This window comes from Aeromonas sp. SE22, assembly GCF_038739755.1.
In the GTDB taxonomy this organism is placed as follows: Bacteria; Pseudomonadota; Gammaproteobacteria; order Enterobacterales; family Aeromonadaceae; genus Aeromonas; species Aeromonas jandaei.
Genome location: NZ_JBCGFD010000003.1, coordinates 15017 through 31495, shown reverse-complemented (window position 1 = coordinate 31495; position 16479 = coordinate 15017). Strand labels below are relative to the sequence as shown.

General features: G+C 60.1%; 15 protein-coding genes. 5 read left to right on the top strand and 10 right to left on the bottom strand.

The window, feature by feature from the left end; genetic code table 11:
- Positions 1–21: 21 nt before the first annotated feature.
- Together AAHA39_RS07115 and AAHA39_RS07110 are read left to right on the top strand one after the other, a co-directional pair.
- Positions 22–1125, top strand: a complete 1104-nt coding sequence (locus AAHA39_RS07115) for a Hint domain-containing protein (protein ID WP_320656766.1) — start codon at positions 22–24, stop codon at positions 1123–1125.
- On the top strand, positions 1122–1463 hold the full coding sequence (locus tag AAHA39_RS07110) for an RT0821/Lpp0805 family surface protein (RefSeq protein WP_201966689.1): 342 nt from the start codon (positions 1122–1124) through the stop codon (positions 1461–1463). Before AAHA39_RS07115 ends, AAHA39_RS07110 begins: the two co-directional genes overlap by 4 nt.
- Before the next feature lie 83 nt (positions 1464–1546).
- On the opposite strand, the gene AAHA39_RS07105 is transcribed toward AAHA39_RS07110, so the two are convergent.
- Positions 1547–3262, bottom strand: a complete 1716-nt coding sequence (locus AAHA39_RS07105) for an NAD-dependent malic enzyme (RefSeq protein ID WP_342690008.1) — start codon at positions 3260–3262, stop codon at positions 1547–1549.
- Between the two features lie 195 nt (positions 3263–3457).
- Here AAHA39_RS07105 and AAHA39_RS07100 point away from each other — a divergent pair, with 195 nt between their 5' ends.
- The gene (locus AAHA39_RS07100) at positions 3458–4657 is read left to right on the top strand and encodes a hybrid sensor histidine kinase/response regulator (protein WP_320657378.1); all 1200 of its coding nucleotides are present in this window, start codon (positions 3458–3460) and stop codon (positions 4655–4657) included.
- 72 nt (positions 4658–4729) lie between these two features.
- Here AAHA39_RS07100 and AAHA39_RS07095 read toward each other — a convergent pair whose 3' ends face one another.
- The 9 genes from AAHA39_RS07095 to AAHA39_RS07055 form a co-directional block, all read right to left on the bottom strand.
- Positions 4730–5701, bottom strand: coding sequence for a formate dehydrogenase subunit gamma (locus AAHA39_RS07095; RefSeq protein ID WP_255936636.1), 972 nt, complete (start codon positions 5699–5701; stop codon positions 4730–4732).
- Entirely contained in the window at positions 5698–6321 is a 624-nt protein-coding gene (fdh3B, locus tag AAHA39_RS07090; protein ID WP_041208940.1) for a formate dehydrogenase FDH3 subunit beta, read from the bottom strand. Before fdh3B ends, AAHA39_RS07095 begins: the two co-directional genes overlap by 4 nt.
- Before the next feature lie 4 nt (positions 6322–6325).
- Positions 6326–9202 (bottom strand): formate dehydrogenase subunit alpha, encoded by a 2877-nt coding sequence (locus AAHA39_RS07085; protein ID WP_204477524.1) that lies wholly within the window; start codon positions 9200–9202, stop codon positions 6326–6328.
- A 23-nt stretch (positions 9203–9225) separates the two neighbouring features.
- Positions 9226–9429, bottom strand: a complete 204-nt coding sequence (locus AAHA39_RS07080) for a transcriptional initiation protein Tat (protein WP_216994632.1) — start codon at positions 9427–9429, stop codon at positions 9226–9228.
- Positions 9430–9530: 101 nt separating this feature from the next.
- A complete protein-coding gene (locus tag AAHA39_RS07075; RefSeq protein WP_042007396.1) occupies positions 9531–10148 on the bottom strand; it encodes a TorD/DmsD family molecular chaperone in 618 nt (205 codons plus the stop codon).
- A 10-nt stretch (positions 10149–10158) separates the two neighbouring features.
- A complete protein-coding gene (locus AAHA39_RS07070) occupies positions 10159–11913 on the bottom strand; it encodes a 4Fe-4S binding protein (protein ID WP_320657377.1) in 1755 nt (584 codons plus the stop codon).
- A 103-nt stretch (positions 11914–12016) separates the two neighbouring features.
- Positions 12017–12616 (bottom strand): DUF3306 domain-containing protein, encoded by a 600-nt coding sequence (locus AAHA39_RS07065; RefSeq protein WP_139407991.1) that lies wholly within the window; start codon positions 12614–12616, stop codon positions 12017–12019.
- Entirely contained in the window at positions 12609–13163 is a 555-nt protein-coding gene (locus AAHA39_RS07060) for a DUF3305 domain-containing protein (protein ID WP_320657376.1), read from the bottom strand. The genes AAHA39_RS07065 and AAHA39_RS07060 overlap by 8 nt, the downstream gene beginning before the upstream one ends.
- A gap of 408 nt (positions 13164–13571) precedes the next feature.
- Positions 13572–14249: a hypothetical protein gene (locus AAHA39_RS07055; RefSeq protein ID WP_342690007.1), complete on the bottom strand. Its 678-nt coding sequence runs from the start codon at positions 14247–14249 to the stop codon at positions 13572–13574.
- A gap of 265 nt (positions 14250–14514) precedes the next feature.
- Between AAHA39_RS07055 and AAHA39_RS07050 the strand changes: the two genes are divergently transcribed.
- Both AAHA39_RS07050 and AAHA39_RS07045 read left to right on the top strand, forming a co-directional pair.
- Entirely contained in the window at positions 14515–15372 is an 858-nt protein-coding gene (locus AAHA39_RS07050) for a formate dehydrogenase accessory sulfurtransferase FdhD (RefSeq protein WP_320656668.1), read from the top strand.
- A 15-nt stretch (positions 15373–15387) separates the two neighbouring features.
- Positions 15388–16254: a helix-turn-helix transcriptional regulator gene (locus AAHA39_RS07045; RefSeq protein ID WP_081849330.1), complete on the top strand. Its 867-nt coding sequence runs from the start codon at positions 15388–15390 to the stop codon at positions 16252–16254.
- Positions 16255–16479 lie beyond the last annotated feature (225 nt).

The window sequence follows — 16479 nt, the reverse complement described above, 5'->3', positions numbered from 1 at the left end:
AAAATGGACAAGGAGTCCTCCATGCCAAAACCCCCTTTCAAACCGACACAACGCAGGCTCCTGATTGGTTCTGCCATTGCATTAGCCCTATTTGCCAACCCGTTTAGCTATGACTTTGCCCATCAAGAGTGGCAAGTTACCAAGGCATATGCCGAGTCCTGCTTCGTTGCTGGCACCCGCATCACCATGGCCGATGGAAGCGAACGTCTCATAGAGACATTGCAAGCAGGTGAAAGAGTTCTCGATCAATATGGCCATACCAACCAGATCTTGGCGGTAGAACGTGTGCTGTTGGGAGAGCGCAGACTCTATGGCATCAACCAACTGCCTCCTTTCTTTACCGGCGAACACCCATTCCTGACCACTCGCGGTTGGGCTGCTATCTCACCAGCCATGACTCGTGCCGAAAACCCGACATTGATTGTATTGCCCCTCTTTACCGGCATGCGACTACTGGGATGGTCGGCCGCCGCTAACACTGGCAACCTGGCATTGGCACCGCAACCGGTTGAGCTGCTGGTGGAATCCATCTACTGGATTGACGCGCCACCTACCACCGAGCTGTTCAACCTGGTTCTTAATGGTACCCATAGCTATATAGCCAATTCATTAATCGTGCATAACAAGGATGGTAATGGGGGTGGCAGCGACCACGGAGGCGGTGGTAACGACAATAGCGGCGGTGGCAGTGACCACGGAGGCGGTGGTAGCGACAATAGCGGTGGTGGCAGTGACCACGGGGGCGGTGGTAGCGACAATAGCGGCGGTGGCAGTGACCACGGAGGCGGTGGTAGCGACAATAGCGGCGGTGGCAGTGACCACGGAGGCGGTGGTAGCGACAATAACGGCGGTGGCAGTGAACATGGAGGTGGTGAACACGCTGGAGGAGACCAACATGCGGGTGGAGAGCGCCATGCTGGCGGCGAGTTGCATGGCGGAGGAGACCTTCATGCCGGTGGTCGTGGCCTTGGCAACGGGCTTGATGACAACGGTGTAGATGCCGTCGATGCCAACGGCAACCAGCTCAGGGGCGATGGCACGGTCGATGATCGCCAACAGGTGCTTACCGATGAGCAGGAGCGTGCGCTGCTCAACAACGGCTTTAGCCAACAGGGGCAACCATAATGCGTTATCTGCTAACACTCCTCCTGCTCGGCCTCGCTGGCTGCACCACGGTCGACACCCAGCCGCTTTACCATCAAATGGATAAGGCAGATGTTCAACTGGCCAATCAGGCACTCGCCAAGGCGCTGGAAACCCGCACCAAAGGGCAGAGCCTCACCTGGTTCAATCCGGCCAACCGTCACTCGGGTAGCGTCACCCCGCTACGCACCTTCCGCCATACCAACGGAGAGTGGTGTCGCGACTATAGTGAGCAACTCTATATCGGCAAGGCCAGCCAGCAGTGGCAGGATACCGCCTGCCGCAATCAGCAAGGGAGCTGGCGGCCACTACGCACTTAGTGCTGACGGAATAAACGAAGGGGGTAGCAGTGCTACCCCCTTGTCATTTTGGCCGACCCGTTATCCGGGTGGTGGATACGCGGTTATACCCGACGATAAGGCAGGTAGGCCGGCTCCCACATGTGATTGAGGATATGCTGCTGCAGATCCTGACCGATCAGCGGGTGGGACGGATCCTTGCGCACTATATCCTTGAGCACTGCGGTCGCCACATGCACCGAGATGCTGCGCAGCTCGCGAATACGCGGATAGACAGCCCCTTTCGCCAGATCGACCTCACTCACGCACTCGGCCAGTGCAAAGGCGGCGGTGGTGAAGATATCGGGCGTGATCTCGCGGATCTGGCTGACAATCGCAGCCAGCCCCACTCCGGGGAAGATAAAGACGTTGTTGCCCTGCCCGACCCGGAAATCCTGTCCGTCATAGTTCACATCCTTGAACGGACTGCCGGTCGCGACGATGACCTTGCCTTGGCTCCAGTTGTAGATATCTTCCGGCAAGGCTTCGCAGTTGGCGGTCGGGTTGGAGAGCGGGAACACCATGGGACGTTCGCAGTGCTTTTGCATCAGCTGGATGTGCTCTTCCTTGAAGGCGCCACCTGAACCACTGGTTCCCAACAAAACGGTGATCGGCACATGACGCAACACATCGGTCAGACTGGCCTTGCCGGGCACCTCGGTGTCCCAGCTGGCCAGCAGCAGGCCCGGCTTGGCGTAGCGGCGCTTGTACTCGTCAAGCCCCTCGCGGTTGTCACACACCAGTCCCTGGGTATCCAGAATATAGATGCGATCCCGCGCGGCCTGCGGATCCATCCCCTCGCGGATCATCCCCGCGCAGATTTGATCCGCCACCCCGACCCCGCCGGCCCCCGCGCCATAGACCAGATAGTTCTGTTGGCCCAGCGTCTCACCTTTGACCTTGACCGCTCCAATGATACCGGCCAGCACCACGGCCCCCGTACCCTGAATATCATCGTTGAACGACGGCAGTGACTGCTGATAGCGGGCCAGATTGTTGAAGGCGTTGGATTTGCTGAAATCTTCCCACTGCAGCACCGCATTGGGGAAGTGACGCTTGACCCCCTGCACGAACTTGTCGATGAACTCCTCATACTCCTTGCCGCGGATCCGCTTGTGCGGGCGACCGAGGTACATGGGATCATCCAGCAGTTTCTGGTTGTCGGTGCCGACATCCAGCGCAATCGGCATGCAGCAGGCCGGATGGATGCCCGCCCCCAGGGTATAGAGCGCCAGCTTGCCGATGGGAATACCCATGCCGCCAACACCCTGGTCGCCGATCCCCAGAATCCCCTGGCTGTCGGTGACGACTATGATGCGGATCGATTTGGCATCGAAGTGACGGGCCTGACTGCCCATGTCATCCACGTTGTCCGGGGTGATGTAGAGGCCGCGCGGCTTCTGGAAGCGGTGACTGAACTCCTGACACGCCTTGCCGACGGTCGGGGTATAGATATAGGGGGTCATCTCCTCCACATGGCGAGACAACAGGGCATAGAAGAGGGTCTCGTTGCGATCCTGCAGCGCGCGCAGGTTCTGGTACTTCTCGATATCGCTGCTCGCGCTCTTGAAGCCTTCATAAACCCGATCCAGCTGGGCTTCGAAGGTTTGCACCTGAGGAGGCAGCAAGCCATCGAGATCGAAATCGGCCCGCTCCTGTTCGGTAAAGGCGGTGCCCTTGTTGAGATAACGATTGTTGAGCAGATCAGTGCCTGTCAGTGCAACGGGGCGAAAATCCTGTCCCTGTGCATCTTTCCACAGCAGATATTGTCCGGTAGCCATAGTCATTCTCTTTGATTTACGTGAAGTTGCCGTTCGGCAGGAGAGCAAGACTCATAATGAAATCAATCATATGACGTTTAGTTGTTTCATTTTGTGAGCTTGGCCATACCCTGCGGCCAAAAAGATGCCCAAACGTGACTCAAACACATCCATTTCCCTCAGCGATAGCGGCGCTATGAGGCTACGCTGCGGTTAATGAAGAACTATGCTGAACATCAGACCCATTGCATGGAAGCGCCAACCGGTATGCCAGGCACCAACACCATACACAACATTCTTGTCGTCGATGATATGGCCTCCAACCGCTATATCCTGCGCAGCCTGCTCGAAGAGGAGGGCTATCAGGTGCGGGAAGCGGAGGATGGCCAGCAGGCCGTTGCTGCTGTAGCGCAAGTAACTCCCGACCTTATCCTGATGGACATCAACATGCCGGTGATGGATGGCTACGAGGCATGCCGCCGTATCAAACAACAACAGGGGCACTGGGGATTGCCCGTCATCTTCATCAGCGCCAACAGCGAGATCAGTGCCCTTGAGCAAGCCTTTCAGGCGGGCGGCTGCGACTATGTCTCCAAGCCGTTCCATCAGCTCGAGGTTCTGGCCCGGGTACAGAACCAGCTGCGCCTGCGCGAGCTTGGTCGCCAGCAGGCCAAGGTACAGCTCTATCAGAGCCTGTTTCAGCTCACCGCCGGCATCGCCCATGAGATCAACACGCCAGTCGGAGTTGGCATCACCGCCTCCAGCCTGATTCAGGGCGCCGGCGATCTGCTGGCCAATGCGGTAAAAAACGGGGTACTGGGCCAGCGCCTGCTCAACCAGCAGCTGACCGATATCAAGGAGGGCACCGAACTGGTGGAGTCCAGCCTGCGCCGGGTCGCCCTGCTCATCACCCGCTTCAAGGAGCTGACCCGCGATCAAAACGAACAGGAGGCGCGCCCCTTCGCAGTGAAGAAGTGTGCCGAGCATATGTTGCAGGCATTCGCCGCCGAGCTGCAGATTGCCAGAGTCATCCCCCGCCTTGAGGGGAGCGAAGTCACCCTGACTGCCCCCGAAACGCTCTTCGTCGACCTGCTGCAGGAGCTGGTGAAAAACAGCATGGATCACGCCTTTCACGGCAACGGGGAGCACAGCTTCACCATCCACGTCGCTCAGGATGAGGAGTCGTTGCTGCTCACCTATCAGGACTCGGGCCCCGGCATGCCGCCAGAGAAACTGCCCCGCCTGTTTGAACCCTTCTTCACCACTCTGCGCGGCAACACCAGCCACTGCGGGCTCAGCGCCTGCCGCATCCACAATCTGGTGGAGAACAACTTGCGCGGTTCGGTCAACGTCACCAGCCCGCCGGGCGAGGGATTGCGCTACGAGATCCACCTGCCACTCAAGCCGGTGACCTGAGCCGGCATTCGGAGAAAATTGAACATAAAAAGGGGCGCATCAGCGCCCCTTCTCTTTACTCTTTGTCGACCATCAGCTTGATTTACCCGCCTTGGGCTTATCGAGAGTGTGCTTCACCTCTTCATACCAGAGGTCGTGGTGCTCCTTGGCCCAGGTCTCGTCCACCTCGCCGGTCACCATCCCCTCCAGCGCCCCTTCCAGCTGGAACAGGCCCATGTAGATATGGAAGATAAAGCCGCAGATAAGGATCAAGGCGCCGACGATATGGATGAAGCTGGCCCACTCCATCTGGCGGCGCAGCTGGCCGAAGATGGGGAAATCGAGGAACAGCCCGGTCGCCACGACGATGCCGCCAAACCAGATCAGCAGCCAGAAGATCGCCTTCTCACCGCCGTTGGAGAAGCCCGCCGAGGGGTGACTCCCCTTGTGGGGCCCCAGCATGCCGCCCGCCTTCATAAACCACTGCACATCCACCATGTTGACGATGTTGTGGCGAAACCACTTGATGAGCACTCCCATCAGGCAGAGGAAGAAGAGCGGCCCCACGTAGTTGTGGAACACCTTGGCGAACCAGATCCAGTTCTCCCACACCCCGAGGCTCACCACCGGCTTGATGAAGTGCTTGCCGTAGATGATGGCCAGCCCCGACCCGGAGAGGGTCAGGAACATGCCCGCCGTGGTCCAGTGCAGCGCCCGATCGAGCCGGCTCCAGCGCTTGAGCTTGCGCCCGGTGCGCGGTTTGGAGAGCTTGGTCGGCCCCACCACCCAGTACATCAGGCCGCACATGGCCAACGAGCCGAAGATGGCGATGGCACCGAGCGGCGACACCCACTTGGTCTTCACCTCGAACCAGAGCTGGCCCGGCACCGAGATGAGCACCCCGTGCTCCGGCGAGCGGGAGGTGGTGTACCCCTCTTGCCCATCCTTCACCGCCCGCCAGTAATCGGCACCGGCAAAGCCGACCGCCTCTTTCTCGGCATCGGCGAAACTTGCGGTACTCACCAGCAGCAGGGCGGCAAACAGGGCCATTAGCCAGGTTTTCATGCCGCCCCTCCCTTGCCCGCCTTGCTGGCGTCGTAAAACAACTCTTCACCGCTGCCCCAGCCCGCGTCCTTGGCGCCGCGATAGGCGACCCGCTCGCGGAAGATATCGGAGATCACCTGCGCATCCCCCGCCAGCAGCGCCTTGGTGGAGCAGAGCTCGGCACACATCGGCAGCTTGCCCTCGGCGATGCGGTTGGCGCCGTACTTCTGGCGCTCCGCCTCGCTGTGATCCTCTTCCGGGCCGCCAGCGCAGAAGGTGCACTTGTCCATCTTGCCCCGATCGCCAAAGGCGGCGGTCTTCGGGAACTGGGGGGCCCCGAACGGGCAGGCAAACAGACAGTAGCCACAACCGATACAGAGATCCTTGTTGTGCAGCACAATGCCGTCATCGGTGTGATAGAAGCAGTCGGCCGGGCAGACCGCCATGCAGGGAGCATCGGTGCAGTGCATGCAGGCGACCGAGATGGAGGTCTCCCCCGGCAGGCCGTCGTTAAGGGTCACCACCCGGCGGCGCTGGATGCCCCACTCGAGGGCATCGTCGTTCTCGTTCTTGCACGCCGTCACACAGCCGTTGCACTCGATGCAGCGCTTGGTGTCACACATGAATTTCATTCTGGCCATGGGATCAGGCTCCTACTTTGCGAAAACGGCACAGGGTGACCTTGGTCTCCTGCATCTGGGTGACCGGGTCATAACCATAGGTGGTGACTATGTTGACCGACTCCCCCAGCACATAAGGGTCTGACCCTTCCGGATATTTGGATCGCAGATCCTTGCCCTCGAAGTGGCCGCCGAAGTGGAACGGCATAAAGGCAAGCCCCGGTTTGACCCGCGGGGTCACCAGCGCCTTCACCTTGACCCGGCCCCCTTCCGGCCCCTCCACCCACACATCCTGACCGTCGCGCACGCCGACGTCGTTGGCATCCGCCGGGTTCATCTCGACGAACATCTCCTGCTGCAATTCAGCCAACCAGGGGTTGGAACGGGTCTCGTCGCCGCCCCCCTCATATTCGACCAGACGGCCCGAGGTGAGGATGATCGGGAACTCCTTGCTGACGTCCTTCTCCTGCACCGAGGCGTACTGGGTCGGCAGGCGCCACAGGCTCTTGGCGTCGGGCCAGGTGGCGTAGTCGGCCAGCAAGTCGCGGCGCGGGGTGTAGAGCGGCTCGCGGTGCTTGGGCACCTGATCCGGGAAGGTCCACACCACGCAGCGCGCCTTGGCGTTGCCATAGGGGACGAAGCCGTGCTTGATGGCGACCCGCTGGATGCCGCCGGAGAGATCGGTCTTCCAGTTCTTGCCCTCGGCCTCCTTCTTCTCGGCCTCGGTCAGCTCATCCCACCAGCCGAGCTGCTTCATCAGGTCGGCAGTGATCTCGGGATAGCCGTCTTCCACTTCGCTTCCCTTCGGCCAGGAGTCTTCGGCGAGCAGCGAGACGCCCTGATACTCGATGCCGAAACGGGCGCGGAAACCGCCGCCCCCTTCCGAGACCGGAATGCTGGTGTCGTAGAGGATGTGGCTGCCGGGGTGCTTCATCTCCGGGGTGCCCCAGCAGGGCCAGGGCAGACCGTACACTTCGCCGCTGACCGGGCCGCCCTCGGCCTTGAGGTTGGTCTTGTGGAAGGTGTGCCAGTTCTGCTGGTGTGCCTTGAGCCGCTCCGGGCTCTGGCCGGTGTAACCCACGCTCCACATGCCGCGGTTGTATTCGCGGGTGATGTCTTCCAAGAGCGGCTGGTTGTTCTCCACCTTGATGTGTTTGAACAGCTGGTCGGCAAAGCCGAGCTTCTTGCTCAACAGATACATGATCTCGTGGTCGACCTTGGATTCGAACAGGGGCTCAATCACCTTGTCGCGCCACTGCATGGAGCGGTTGGTGGCGGTGACGGAACCATAGGTCTCGAACTGGGTGGTGGCCGGCAGCAGGTAGACGCCGTCGGTGCGATCGTTCATCACCGAGGCAACGGTGGGATACGGGTCGACAATCACCATCATGTCGAGCTTTTGCATCGCCTTCTTCATTTCCGGGCCGCGGGTCTGGGAGTTGACCGCATGGCCCCAGTAGAACATGGCGCGGATATTGGAGCCCTGCTCGATGAGATCGGCGTTCTCCAATACCCCATCCACCCAGCGGGAGACCGGAATGCCGTTGTTGTTCATCGGCAGCTTGCCGTTGTAGGCCTTGTTGTCAAAGCGGGCCTTGATCCACTCGTAATCGACATCCCACACCCGGGCCCAGTGCTTCCAGGAGCCCTCTTCCAGCCCGTAGTAACCGGGCAGAGAGTCGGAGGTGACGCCAAAGTCGGTGGCGCCCTGCACGTTGTCGTGACCGCGGAAGATGTTGGTGCCCGCCCCGCTCTTGCCCACGTTGCCGAGGGCCAGTTCGAGGATGCAGTAAGCACGGGTGTTGTTGTTGCCGGTGGTGTGCTGGGTACCGCCCATGCACCAGACCACGCAGCCGGGGCGGTTGTCGGCCAGCAGCTTGGCGGCGCCATAGACCTGCTGCTCGTTGAGGCCGGTCACCCGCTCCACTTCGGCCGGAGTCCAGCGCGCCACCTCTTTTTGCACCTCATCCATGCCGTAGACGCGGGTGCGGATGAACTCCTTGTCTTCCCAGCCATTCTTGAAGATGTGCCAGAGCATGCCCCAGATAAAGGCAACGTCGGTGCCCGGACGCAATGAGAGGTACATGTCCGCCTTGGCGGCGGTGCGGGTGCGACGCGGGTCGACCACCAGGATCTTGCAGCCGTTGCGCTCTTTGGCCAGCAGGATGTGCTGCATGGCGACCGGGTGGGCCTCTGCCGGGTTGGAGCCGATAAACATGATCGACTTGCTGTTGTGCATGTCGTTCAGGCTGTTGGTCATGGCGCCGTAGCCCCAGGTGTTGGCTACACCTGCGACCGTGGTGGAGTGACAGATGCGCGCCTGATGATCCACGTTGTTGGTGCCCCACAGGGAGGCCATCTTGCGAAACAGGTAGGCCTGCTCGTTGGAGTGCTTGGCGGAGCCGAGCCAGTAGACGCTGTCGGGGCCTGACTCCTTGCGCAGGCGCAGCACTTCGTTGCCCACCTCTTCGATGGCCTGATCCCAGCTGATGCGCTGCCACTTGCCACCCACCAGCTTCATCGGGTACTTGAGGCGACGCTCACCGTGGCCATGCTCGCGCAGGGCCGCACCTTTGGCGCAGTGACCGCCAAGGTTGAAGGGGTGATCAAAGGCCGGCTCCTGACCGGTCCAGACGCCGTTCTGCACCTCGGCATAGACGCCGCAGCCCACCGAGCAGTGGGAACAGATGGTGCGCTTCACCTCGACCGGCACCCCGGCCGCCACCGTTTTGGCCTCGGCCCGCTGCATCATGGCTGGCGCCAGCCAACCGGCGGCCACGGCGCCACCGGCTACCAGACCCGAGTTGACCATAAAGGCGCGACGGGTCAGCCCCTGACCGCGAATTGCCTCATTGCCCTGCTCGCCCGCCTGGGGCTGCTCGGCACGTTTTGTCAGTTTCATGAATTCTCCTTCACTGATCCGGCTCAGTCGGTGCCGCGCAGGGTGCGATAAAAGTCGTGAACATGGGGGGTCTCCCGATAGCCCTGATCAGGCTTGGTATCGTGGGTCAGTACCTCCTTTCCCACCACCCGACCGGCGGCACCGGCCAATACACCTATGGTGGCGACCACGCCAACTCCCTTGATCAGATTGCGGCGGGACGGGTCTTTCAGCTTTTCATCGCTCATTCTTGTGACCTCTGTTGTTGTTCTTGCCAGCGCCTGCGCGCCAGCTTCGCGTCCAATGGGATATCTCGTCTGCTCGTTTTGTTATGCACAGATGGAGGCGTTCAGCCCGTCACCACGCAGGCGCCAAACGGCAGGCGCAATTCGTTTTCCAGCTTGAAGAAATCTTCGGCAAGGGCGCCGACTGCCCGGTAGAAGCTGCCCCCTTTCGCCTGTTGCTGATCGCGGCAGCAGGCGAGTACCCAGGGGGCAAGGTGGCGTTCATAGAAGCGGTTGCGATCCGGGTGCTGCTCGGCAATCAGTACCGCCATCACCTCACAGAGGGCGGCGAGGTGATCTTCCGGCTCGCACACTCCGCTCTGGCGCTCGAAACCGAGGGACTGGAGATCTGCACGCAGCACCGCCAGCGGCAGCTCCATCAATGAGCCGGTGAGATACCAGGAGGCAAACGGCACTATCTCCCCGCGCCCCAGCCCGATAAAAAGATCCTGATACTCCTCGGCAAGCTCGTTTTCGTGGTGGCTGCTGGCCGCCAGCTGCACCAGCCCCAGCCCTCTGGCAAAGGGGCCCGGCATAGCCTGCAACCCTTGCAGCCAGGCGAGCTGTTCGCCACGGGGAGCGGCGCGCCAGAGGCTCGCCAGCAGGGCGTAGAGATCGGCGCTGCTCTGTTCCAGTTCGGTCATGGTCAGTTCGCCAGCCTTTTCGTTATGTTGTTCACTCATCACTGGCCCCTCACACCTTGAGCTGGGAGACGGGATCCGCCGCCAGCGCCGCAAACACATCCTTGACCCGGCACTCCTCACACATCAGCAACCGCTGGGCGGCCTCGTTCTGGAAGTGGGAGTGACCGGCCAGTTTTTGCTGGATGCGGCGGATCATCGAGGCGGGCGCGAACGGCTTGGCGCAGCGAATGCAGCAGGCGGCCTCTTCAGCTTTCAGGCTCTGCACGGCGCGGCGCGCCTCGGGCACGGGTTGCAGGCGGGGCATCAGCACGATGGCCTGCTCGGGGCACGCCTTTTCGCACATGCCGCACTGGATGCAATCCTGCTCAATAAAGTTGAGGCCGGGCGTGTGCCCAACCGCATGCAGGGCGCGGCTCGGGCAGACCGCCACGCAGCCCATGCAGAGGGTGCAGTCAGTTTCTTTCAATTCCACGCTGCCGTAAGGGGCGCCGTGAGGCACCGCCAGCGGCTCGCAGCTCGCTTCGTTGGCCTGCCAGAGGGCATCGAAGGCGGCAAACAGGTTCTCCCGTTTGTCCCCTTTCAGCGGCTTGTCCAGCAGGGCAACGGCTGGCTGGCCGGAAACAGGCTCACCAGCATCTGCGTCAAACAGAGCAATGCGATCGGCAGAGAGACCGGCACCCGCCAAGAGCACAGCGGCGCTCGCCAGTTCCCGCTCAACCAGCGCACGGACGCTTGCGGGGGTATCGTCACCCAGCGCAATGCGTACCGCGCTGGCGCCATAGGCGAGGGCGGCGAACCAGCTCTCGATGCCTAAGCTCGCGCTATCCTCCACCCAGACCGGCAGCCAGTTGGCAGGCAGGCGGGTGAGTTCGGCTTCCACCCATTCGCGCTCGCTTTCACCGGCGATCAGCAGTTGCGGCGCTTCCCCCCCCGCCTCCCGGTAGTGCTTGAGCAATCGGAACAGATAGTCGCCGCTAGTGTTGGCATCGGGCTGGTGATAGGCAATCGCCCCGGTCGGACAGGCAGAGGCGCAGCTGCCGAAGCCCTGACAGAGATGGGGATCGATCTGGATGCGCCCATTGATGGGCTTGAGTGCATCGGTCGGACAGACATCGAGACAGCGGCTGCAACCGGGCACGCCGCGGGCGGTAAAGGCGCAGGCCTCGGGGTCGAGGCGAAAATAGCGCGGCTTGTCGAAGATACCGGTCAGCGCACAGAGCTCGGCGAGCCGTTCGGCCAACCCTTGGTCATCGGCAAGATGCAGATAACCGATCGGCGGGCGTTCCAGCGCAAAGAGCGGGGCGCGGCCCAGATCGGCCACCAGATCGAAGCGCGGTTCGCGTGGCTGTTCACTGACAGCAGCCGCTTGGTGTGGAAAGCCTTGTTGTGGGAAGCAAAGCGCCGCCAGGTTAACCCGCTCACCCTGTCCATTGAGGCCGGTGAGCTGGAACTGGCCGAGATACCCTGTCAGGCCCGGTTCGCGCAGGGTCAGGGCCGCGAGGGATGCTGTGGCATCAAAGATGGCTTCGAGATCGGCCGCCTCGGCATCGTGGACCGCTTCGGTCACCAGCAGAGTCGGCTTCACCCCGGCGGGCAGCAGGCTGGCGGCGCGGCGAATACGATCTTCCGGGCCGACCAGCAGCAGTTGCCCCTGACTCTGGTAAGAGACAGTGGCCGGGATCAGGTTGTCGGTCTTGACCGTATGCTGCAGGGCATAGGCGCGAGCGCGCGCGTTATGCTCGGCCGCCCCCGCCCCGTGGGCCAGATTTGGGCTCAGATTTGGCAATGTTTGTTCAGTGCTCACATACACTCCTGCGCGCGCCACCTCATGGGATGGGCGCTTGTTGGTAAGCCGAGAGAGCAAGAGGCGAGCCAACTCCCCCGGAAAAAAAGTGACTGACAGGGAGTCAGGATCCTGAGGGTTCCATTCCCCCACCTTTGGTTGGGACATTTTGTCCACCAGAGGAAACCAAAATGTCCCGATCATCGGTGTGGGTTTGAGAATGGTTATCAGCCAGCTCGGGCGGCTCGGCGGCAGGTTCGCTGGCAAGCGCCACCGGTTCTGCGGCTCCGCTGGCCGGATTGACCGATTCGCTCTCCGGGGCGGTTACCTGCTCTACCAGCCAGTTGCGCAGCCCGGCGGTCAGGGCCGCGGGCAGCAATTCGGGCTGGCTGAAATCCTGGGTGTAGTCGTCGAGCCCATCCGGTTTATGGCTGCGAAACATGGCCCGCAGCGCCTCCCTGTCGGGGAGTTTGGCCTTGCCCGGCTGGGCCGTTTTCAGCAGCGGCTCGCTACTCCCTGCCCCCTCAACGGCAAGGGTTTCACTACTCCCCTTGTCAGTGCTGACTACGGGGCTATCCAGCGCAATATCTGTAGTTTCACCTTCGCCACTGCCTTCGATGGGGGCGGCAACTGCCTCGGGGATAACCTCTTCCCTCGGCTGCAATACCTGATGCTTGCGCGCCTCACTCTTGCGAGACGACCAGCGCTTGAGGAACTCACTCATGGGCGCTGTTTCCGCTTTGGCTACCACGCTCGCGGCCATCGGGGCCGGTGGCTTTAACGGCGCCACAGCTGGCTTGATCTACCGTATCGACACCGAGCTGATCCTGCGCCCGCCCCTTGCCCTTCTTGCCCTTGCGGCGGGCCTCCAGCAGCTCGCCGTGACGGCCGATAAAGGCCTCCACCCAGGCTTGCAACGCCTCGGGCAGCGGGCAAGAGAGCACCTGCCGCTCGCCATCCATATAGGCGGCGGCCACGGTCTGGCTCAAGGTGAGGCCATCGGCCACAAAGCCACTGTCCACGCGGCTTCCGGTGACAAACAGGCGGGGCGAGCCGGAGCTCAGATTGAAGCGATAATCCCCCCGCTCATCGCGAAACAGGGTAAGAGGCAGCGCACCGGCCGCCTCAGGTTCGGCGGGATGGAGCGCCGCAATCTCGAAACGGCGGCTCTGCCAGCGGCCAACCTGGCTGTCGATGGCCTTTAACTCCAGTTGCAGCCAGCGCTGCGGGGGCAAGGTATTGGTGGTGTCTTGCACTGTCACGGCTCCCATCAGAAGGTCTCTGCCGGGCCGCCCTCCCCCGTGAACCACCCCGTTCGAGGCAGATCAAAGCAGGAGATTCAGGGCGGCCACGGCCATCAATGGGATAAGACTTAGCAAGAGTGGGGCCAAGGCCGGGTTTGCTGGCCGATGGGGGCTTTGATGCGGGTTGGGACGTCGTGCGGAGTATGGGTTGGCGCGGGCGTAGGTTGGTGCTGAGCGCAGCGAAGCCCAACATGCGGCGTAAAACCAATCCGCCAGAGCCTGATTGAGGGAATGGTAATAATCGAATAATGCTGAATTATCCGATTATTACCTTGATAAAGTGTTCGCGGTAAACGTTGGGCTTCACTTCGTTCAGCACCAACCTACGAGTTGGCCCAACATACGAGATAAACATAGCGATATAATCATAAATATCTACCAATCATTTACCAATTTGTATAACGTTAAAAATACAGCTAAAACCCCAATTATATATGGACCTATTAGATCTAAATTCTCTCTATATTTTAGAAATGCAGATAGTTGATATTTTAACTCAAGCGATAGCAACTCTAAATATTTACGACGACTCCAGTTGTCATTTTTAAAGTCAGTTAGCGTTATGACATCTTGATATTCATCAATACTACCATCTTCACATCTATGATATGTGGGATACAAAAGCTCTCTCTTAAATAAACCAGAAATATGATATTTTGATGCCTCTATACCTGGCTCCTCTTCACCCCAAACAGTTACAGCATATCCAAGCAATCCCCTTACGATTTTTGCATCTTTATCATAATAAAAGACATTTCTGTTTTTAAGCATTCTATTAGACCACAACTCATATAACTCTTGATGATAACTATGAGCGTATGCGTAATAGCGCATAAGTAGAAATAGTATTGACAAAAGCAAAAATGTGTTTAATCCAGACTGATTGGTAAATTCGATTTTAAAAATAAATGTATTTGCTTCCTTGAAAACTGCACCTGTAAAATTAATTGCCAGCACCAAAACAGACAAAATTACCAACAGCTTTCTTTTCCCCTGCAGACCTTCATCTTCGTCTAACTTTTTCCTATATTCAGACAATACATCATCTGACATAACCCACCCTTCCTTATTTATTTAAAATGAACAACAGCAAATACAAACAGACTTAATTAGAACAAAATATCTATACAATACCTTTCCTGTGATATATAGATAAACTCACCAATTAACAGACGGTTTATATCATACAGAAAAGAGCATTTAAAATAATATAATGATTTAACATCCCCTCACACCCGATATCAATAGCCACAATATCTTGGAACAAAACTTGCTGTATCCATCCCCTTAGATCCCGGCAACCGGTCGCGAGGGGCCCATGACACCGACCTTTATCAAAAGCAATGCAGCAGCCCAGCTCACCATGGCCGTCGAGGTGATGGATGAGCAGGGCACGTTGCAAACCCGCCAAATCGCCTGTGAGCGGCCACTGACGGTCTACCTCAACTGGAAGGAGATAGTAACCCTGATGACGCTGGGGGCCCGCCCCGAGGCGCTGGTGTTGGGTTATCTGAAAAATCAGGGCTTTATCGAGGATATTGCAGCCATCGAGTCGGTGATCGTCGACTGGGAGAGTGAGGCCGCCGCCGTGGTGAGCAGCCAGCAGGCCGCCGATCTCGACAAGTCACTGGAGAAGAAGACGGTCACCTCCGGCTGCGGTCAGGGCACAATGTATGGCAGCGTGATGAAGAAGCTTGAAGGGGTGGTCTTGGCGGCGCCTGAGCTTAAACAGAGCACCCTCTACGCCCTGCTCAAGGCGCTGTCGGCCCATAACGAAACCTACAAGATGGCCGGTGCCGTCCATGGCTGCGCCATCTGTCGCGGCAGCGAAATCCTCTCTTTTGTCGAAGATGTGGGGCGCCACAATGCGGTGGATACTCTGGCGGGCGAGCTCTGGATGAGTGGCGAGGCTGGCCACGACAAGATCTTCTACACCACCGGGCGACTCACCTCGGAGATGGTGATCAAGGTGGCGCAGATGGGCATTCCGGTGCTGCTGTCGCGCTCCGGCGTCACCCAGATGGGGCTGGATCTGGCGCGCCAGCTCGGCATCACCATGATTGCCCGCGCCAAGGGGCGCCATTTCGAGGTCTTTAGCGGCCACGACCATATCGTGCTGGACGAGAAGCCGCCGATGCTGGCGCCCGGTTCAACCGGTCGCGGGATGCGAGATTAAGCCATGAATGAATTTATGAATGTGAAGCAGGTGGCCGAGTACCTCGATCTCAACGAGAAGAAGGTCTACCAGCTCGCCAACGAGGCGCGCATCCCCGCCACCAAGGCGACCGGCAAGTGGCTGTTTCCGCGATCCCTGCTCGATCGCTGGCTGCTTGGCAGCTGCCATGAGGGGGTGATGAACGACCGGCTGCTGCTGGCAGGCTCGGACGATGTGCTGCTGCACTACGCCAGCAGCCGCTTGGCCCGGCAGCTCGGCACCCAGGCACTGGTGGGCTACACCCCGTGCGGCACCCGTCAGGGGCTGGCGATGCTGGCCCGCGGCCATGTGGATCTGTGCGCCATCCACTGGGGACAGGCCGAGGAGGCCCACCTGCGCCATCCCGCGCTGGTGCAACAGTATCAGGGTCACCGGCAATGGGTGATCGTTCATGGATTTCGCCGGGTGCAGGGGCTGGTGCTGCGGCAGGGGCTGCAACCCAAGGAGGCAAAGGAGGCGCTCGACTGGCGCTGGGCCATGCGTCAGGAGGGGGCTGGCAGCCAGCGCGCCCTGCAGGAGTGGCTGCAAACGCAAGGAGAGTCGCTGACCCGGCTGGAGCGCACCCTCGAGGTCAACAGCGAGCGGGAGCTGGCCGCCGCCATCAGCCGTGGCGATGCCGATGTCGGGCCCGGTGCCCAGAGCACCGCCACCGAGTTTGGCCTCGGCTTTATGCCGCTGTCGCAGGAGTGCTTCGATCTGGTGATGCCGCAGGGGGTCTTTTTTCGTACCCTGCTGCAACAGCTGATCGGCTGGCTGCAATCCCCCGAGGGGCGCGAGCTGGCGGCCCGCCTCGGCGGCTATGACCTGAGCCAGAGCGGCAAGCTGGTGTGGAGCCCGCAGTAAGCGGCCCGGCACGACCTAACCCTTCCCCCTTCACGTCATTCCCGTCTCGCTGGCTACCCGGCCAGCGAGACGGTTTGTCTGCCTCTGCCTGACGCTCTTCTACGCCTCTTCATCACCTTTCCCCCAGATCGGAGGGAGTGCGCTGGCGGCCCCCAGCCAGCTCTGACAAGGGCTCAGAACGGGTCAGCGATCGGTATAAGTTAAAATAGGGTCATTTTGGCAAAA